The following is a 4637-nucleotide window of genomic DNA, read 5'->3' on the forward strand; positions in this document are numbered from 1 at the left end:
TAGACATGGTAACCTCCGTCTCCATACCTACTCTTTTTTGAAGCGTATGGAAATAATGAGTCCTGACCCTAAGGCAATGTTCAGGAAGCTCCTGCCACAGGACGAACGCTGGCGGCTCGTTGTGCCGAAGCGGCGTTGCGCCGGCTAGTCGTCCCGGGGAAGAGCGTCATACCCCCTGTCTCCCCATAAATACTTATGTGTAGAATAACGGATGTGTACAATTGCGTCACTGTCGTTTTTTCAAGAAATTGTATCACCTGTGATGGCAGGAGGGACAAGGCGTGCCGCAAGCAGGGGAGCACCTGAAGAAAAAGGGGAACGCCGCCGGACAGGCGAAGCGTTCCCCGAAAGGCGTGTCGTGAAAAGGTGAGGCTGGCTACTGCCGGGCAAAGAAGCGCAGCTCCGGGCAGGTCGGGATCATGCCCGCCGCGGCCAGCTTGGCGTAAAAGAGCCTGAGCCCCTGCTGTTCGCGTTCGCCCAGCGAGTAGGTAAGCCCCTGCTGGTAGTAGAAGGCCAGCTCCTCGCGAGAGAGTGGGCAGCCGTGGGCCGTCAGGTCGAGGATGACGTCCATGTGGGCAAGGCCCCAGTCCCGGCCCCGGCGCAGCAGCTCGCCGGGATCGTCAGGCAGCAGGCCGGACTCCACGGCTTCCCGGCTGATGACCCAGAGCCCGAAGATGAAGGGGAGTCCCGTCCATTCCCTCCAGGCGTCGGCCATGTCCACACGATAGGGGTAGTCCGGGTGGTTGCGCAGGCGCAGGGCCTCGTCGCCAATGGCCAGAAAGGCCACGGGCGGCGTGCCGTGGCGCAGGGCCGAGGTCACGGAACCGGTGGCGTAATCGACGGCCAGTCCGTAACGGTCGCGCATGAGCAGGCGCAGCAGGGCCACGGAGGTATGGGTCTCGCCGCTGATGAGGATGGTCTGCCCGTCGAGCTGTTCCACGGGCACGCGGGAGAGCAGCAGGACGCTCATGACCGAACCGTGGGAACCGATGGAAAGGTCATCGACCAGATAATAACGCTCCGGGCGGCGGGCGTATTCAAAGCAGGAACAGGAGGACACCTGCAGCTCCCCCCGGCCCATCATTTCGTTGAGCAAGGCGGGCGGGCCGGACACCAGCTCGTAATCGTGCGGGATGATGCCCGCTTCCAGCGGATGGTAAATGGGCAGCACGTTGAGGTAGCTGATGCGGCCCATGCGCAGCGGGGCGGTCATGCGTTTTCCTCCGGCTGCGGGTCCACGGGGGTATAGTCCATGAGGCGCTGCACGGGCGTGAAGCCCGCGGCGCGGATGATCTTGTGGATCTCCCGGCGGGTCAGATGATAGGACACGCCCGCCGCGGCCACCACATTCTCCTCGATCATGAGGGACCCGAAGTCGTTGGCCCCGTAGAAGAGGGCGAGCTGCGCCACCTGCGGCCCCATGGTCACCCAGGAGGACTGGATGTTGGGCACATTGTCCAGCACCAGCCGGGAGACGGCGAGCAGCCGCAGATAGGCGGGCGCGGGCAGGGTGGAGCAGTGGATGCGGGTGTGCGCGGGCTGGAAGGTCCAGGGGATGAAGGCCGTGAAGCCGTGGGTGCGGTCCTGCACCTCCCGCACGGCAAAGAGGTGGTCCAGCCGGTGGCGGGGCTCCTCCTCATGGCCGAACATCATGGTGGCGGTGGTCTTCATGCCCAGCTTGTGGGCCTCTTCCATGACGGTCAGCCATTCCTCGGCCGTGCACTTGTTGGGCGAGACGCGGGCGCGTACCTCGGTGCTGAGGATCTCCGCGCCGCCGCCGGGCACGGAGTGGAGACCGGCCTCCTTCAGGCGGCGCAGCACCTCGGCCACGGGAAGGCCGAACTGCCGGGACCAGAAGAAGATCTCCGGCGGCGAAAAGGCGTGGATGTGCAGGCTGGGCCAGCGTTTGCGCATCCAGCGCAGCAAATCTTCGTACCATTCCAGCGGCAGGTCGGGATGATGCCCGCCCTGCAGGAGGATCTGCGTGCCGCCCAGCCGCAGGGTTTCGTCGATCTTCCGCGCCATCTCTTCACGGCTGATGACGTAGCCCTCCGCATCGCCCGGCGCGCGGAAAAAGGCGCAGAAGCGGCAGGCGCAGACGCAGATGTTGGAATAATTGATGTTCCTGTCCCCCACATAGGTGACCACCGGCTCGGGATGCAGGCGCAGGCGCATGGCGTGGGCCAGCGCGGCCAGCGTATGCAGGGAGGCCCCGTAATAAAGGGCTTCGGCGGCGGCGCGGTCCAGCCGCTGTCCGGCACGGGCCAGAGCGGCGGCCTCCCGCACGGCGGGGCTTTCGTCAAAGGGGCTGTGGGCCGGGGCAAAGGATGCGGTGCTGGTCATGAACGGGCCTCCGGGGTCGGCGCGGCGGTGGGGATCTCCGAGAAGGTGGCGTTGCGGCGCACGGGCCGGAAGCCGGATTGCCGGATCATGTCCTCCAGTTCGCGGATGGTCATGCCTTGCGCGGAGGTGGCCCCGGCCATGTGGCCGATGCGTTCTTCGATGATGGTGCCGTCCAGATCGTCCGCGCCGTACCAGAGGGCGGTCTGCGCCTGCTTGACGCCCAGCATGATCCAGTAGGCCTTGATGTGCGGGATGTTGTCCAGCAGCAGACGGGCCACGGCCACGGTGCGCAGTTCGTCAAGGCCGCGCTGCGGGCCGAGTTTCTCTTCCGGCAGGGTAAGCCGGCTGTTGCGGGTCAGGAAGGGGAGCGGGATGAAGCAGGTGAAACCGCCGCTCTTGTCCTGCTGTTCGCGCAGGCGGCAGAGATGATCCACGCGCATGGCGGGCGTTTCCAGATGACCGAAGAGCATGGTGCAATTGGTCAGGATGCCCAGCTCGTGCGCCTCGCCGGAAATGCGCAGCCAGGCTTCGGAAGTCGCCTTGTGCGGGCAGAGGCGGGCGCGCAGCTCCTCGTCGAAGATCTCCGCGCCGCCGCCGGGCATCATCACGAGACCGGCCGCCTTGAGGCGGGTCAGCACTTCACGGGTGCTGATGCCCTCCAGTCGGGAGAAGTGCTCGATCTCCACCGGGGTGAAGGCCTTGATGGGCAGGGAAGGATCGAGTTCCCGCGCCGCGCGCAGGACGTCTTCGAACCAGGAGAGCGGCAGATCCGGGTGACAGCCGCCCACGATATGCAGCTCGTCCAGGTGCAGCGGCGTGGCGTCGGCGGCGCGCAGGCGGTCGAGGATATCCTCCCGGCTCAGGCGGAAGGCCCCTTCCTGCTCCTCGTTGTCCCGGCGGAAGGCGCAGAAGGTGCAGCCGTTGACGCAGACATTGGTATAATTTATCTGCCTGTTGACGACATAAAAGGCGGCGTCGCCGTGCAGGCGGCAGCGGACGTGATGGGCCAGCGCCCCCACGGCGGTGATGTCGGGACAGGCGAACAGCGCCAATCCGTCCTCATAGCTCAAGCGTTCTCCGGCCAGCACCTTGTCCCGAATGGACGACAGGCCCAGCGCGGCATAATATGCGGCGTCCAGCATGGATGTTCCTTTGCGGGCGTCAGGGGTTCCCTGACTTGACGGTTGAATCGCGATAGGCTACGCCCCCGTCCGGCGGCTGTCAAACCGCCCGTCACCGATCGTTGTTTGCTCAAGGAGGTAGCTGCCATGCGCGAGATGCCGTCAAGCCTGACGCTGGGTCTTTCCCCCTGCCCCAATGATACCTTTATCTTCCATGCCCTGCTGCATGGCCTCGTTCCCGGCCCCTGCCGCTTCGTGCCGCACATGGCCGATGTGGAGGAGCTGAACGGCCTTGCCCTGCGCGGGGAACTGCCGGTCACCAAGGTATCCGCGGGCGTGCTGCCTCTGATCATGGAGAATTACGTCATCCTGTCCGCCGGGGCGGCGCTGGGCTGGGGCTGCGGCCCGCTGGTGGTGGCCCGGGAACAGCTCTCTCCCGAACAGTGCCGCACCGCCCGCGTGGCCATCCCCGGCCGCATGACCACGGCCGCCCGCCTGCTGGACATGACCGGCCGTTTCCCCGGTCCCCGTGAGGAGATGCTCTTCAGCGACGTCATGGACGCCGTGGGGCGGGGGCGGGCCGAGGCGGGCGTCATCATCCATGAAGGGCGCTTCACCTTCGCCGAGCACGGCCTCGTCAAGCTGATGGATCTTGGGCAGTGGTGGGAGGAAAGCTTCCACGCGCCGCTGCCGCTGGGCGTCATCGTGGCCCGGCGGGATCTGCCGCCGGCGCTGCAACGGGACATACAGGCCGCCATCGCCGCCAGTCTCGACCACGCCCTGGCCCGGCCGCGGGACAGCGCGGATTACATCCGCGCCCACGCGCAGGAGCTTTCCGACGCAGTGACGCAAGCCCATATCCGTACCTTCGTGACCGATTTCAGCCGCGACCTGCGCGAGCGGGGCCGGGAGGCCGTGCGCCGCATCGTGGAGAGCGCCGCCGTCGAGAACGGCCTGTCCCTGCCGGCGGCGGGCCTCTTCGTCCCGGAAGCCTGAACGGCGTACGCCCGGCCCGTTCCCCGTGCCGCCGCAGGCCCTGCGCCTGAGGTCTTGCGCGTGGTCTCCGCTGCGCGTACTCGGGCCTGTTGACACTATTCGTTGTTTGGGGGGAAGGGGAACCCCTCGCTCTGCTGTCGATGTCCGTAAGGCTCCTGCGTCGCCTAACGGACACGG

The 4637-nt window shown here is 66.3% G+C and carries 4 protein-coding genes; 1 reads left to right on the forward strand and 3 read right to left on the reverse strand.

The genetic code is table 11. From position 1 onward, the window contains the following. Positions 1 to 376: 376 nt before the first annotated feature. Genes Q0K12_RS12250 through mqnE form a run of 3 tightly spaced genes read right to left on the reverse strand, consistent with a single transcriptional unit; the run spans position 377 to position 3485 of the window. Positions 377 to 1213, reverse strand: coding sequence for a menaquinone biosynthesis protein (locus Q0K12_RS12250; RefSeq protein ID WP_297263255.1), 837 nt, complete (start codon positions 1211 to 1213; stop codon positions 377 to 379). Beyond that, a complete protein-coding gene (mqnC, locus tag Q0K12_RS12255) occupies positions 1210 to 2343 on the reverse strand; it encodes a cyclic dehypoxanthinyl futalosine synthase (RefSeq protein ID WP_297263256.1) in 1134 nt (377 codons plus the stop codon). Before mqnC ends, Q0K12_RS12250 begins: the two co-directional genes overlap by 4 nt. Then, positions 2340 to 3485 carry an aminofutalosine synthase MqnE gene (gene mqnE, locus Q0K12_RS12260; RefSeq protein ID WP_297263257.1) on the reverse strand — a complete coding sequence of 382 codons (1146 nt, stop codon included), beginning with the start codon at positions 3483 to 3485 and terminating at the stop codon, positions 2340 to 2342. Before mqnE ends, mqnC begins: the two co-directional genes overlap by 4 nt. 126 nt (positions 3486 to 3611) lie before the next feature. Here mqnE and Q0K12_RS12265 point away from each other — a divergent pair, with 126 nt between their 5' ends. After that, positions 3612 to 4460 carry a 1,4-dihydroxy-6-naphthoate synthase gene (locus Q0K12_RS12265; RefSeq protein WP_363315628.1) on the forward strand — a complete coding sequence of 283 codons (849 nt, stop codon included), beginning with the start codon at positions 3612 to 3614 and terminating at the stop codon, positions 4458 to 4460. Positions 4461 to 4637: the final 177 nt, after the last annotated feature.

This window comes from uncultured Desulfovibrio sp., from assembly GCF_944324525.1.
Taxonomy (GTDB): domain Bacteria; phylum Desulfobacterota; class Desulfovibrionia; order Desulfovibrionales; family Desulfovibrionaceae; genus Desulfovibrio.

Excerpts from the sequence above, each read along its gene's own strand:
- Q0K12_RS12250 (WP_297263255.1), bottom strand. The coding sequence starts at position 1,213 with ATGACCGCCCCGCTGCGCATGGGCCGCATCAGCTACCTCAACGTGCTG.
- mqnC (WP_297263256.1), bottom strand. The coding sequence starts at position 2,343 with ATGACCAGCACCGCATCCTTTGCCCCGGCCCACAGCCCCTTTGACGAA.
- mqnE (WP_297263257.1), bottom strand. The coding sequence starts at position 3,485 with ATGCTGGACGCCGCATATTATGCCGCGCTGGGCCTGTCGTCCATTCGG.
- Q0K12_RS12265 (WP_363315628.1), top strand. The coding sequence starts at position 3,612 with ATGCGCGAGATGCCGTCAAGCCTGACGCTGGGTCTTTCCCCCTGCCCC.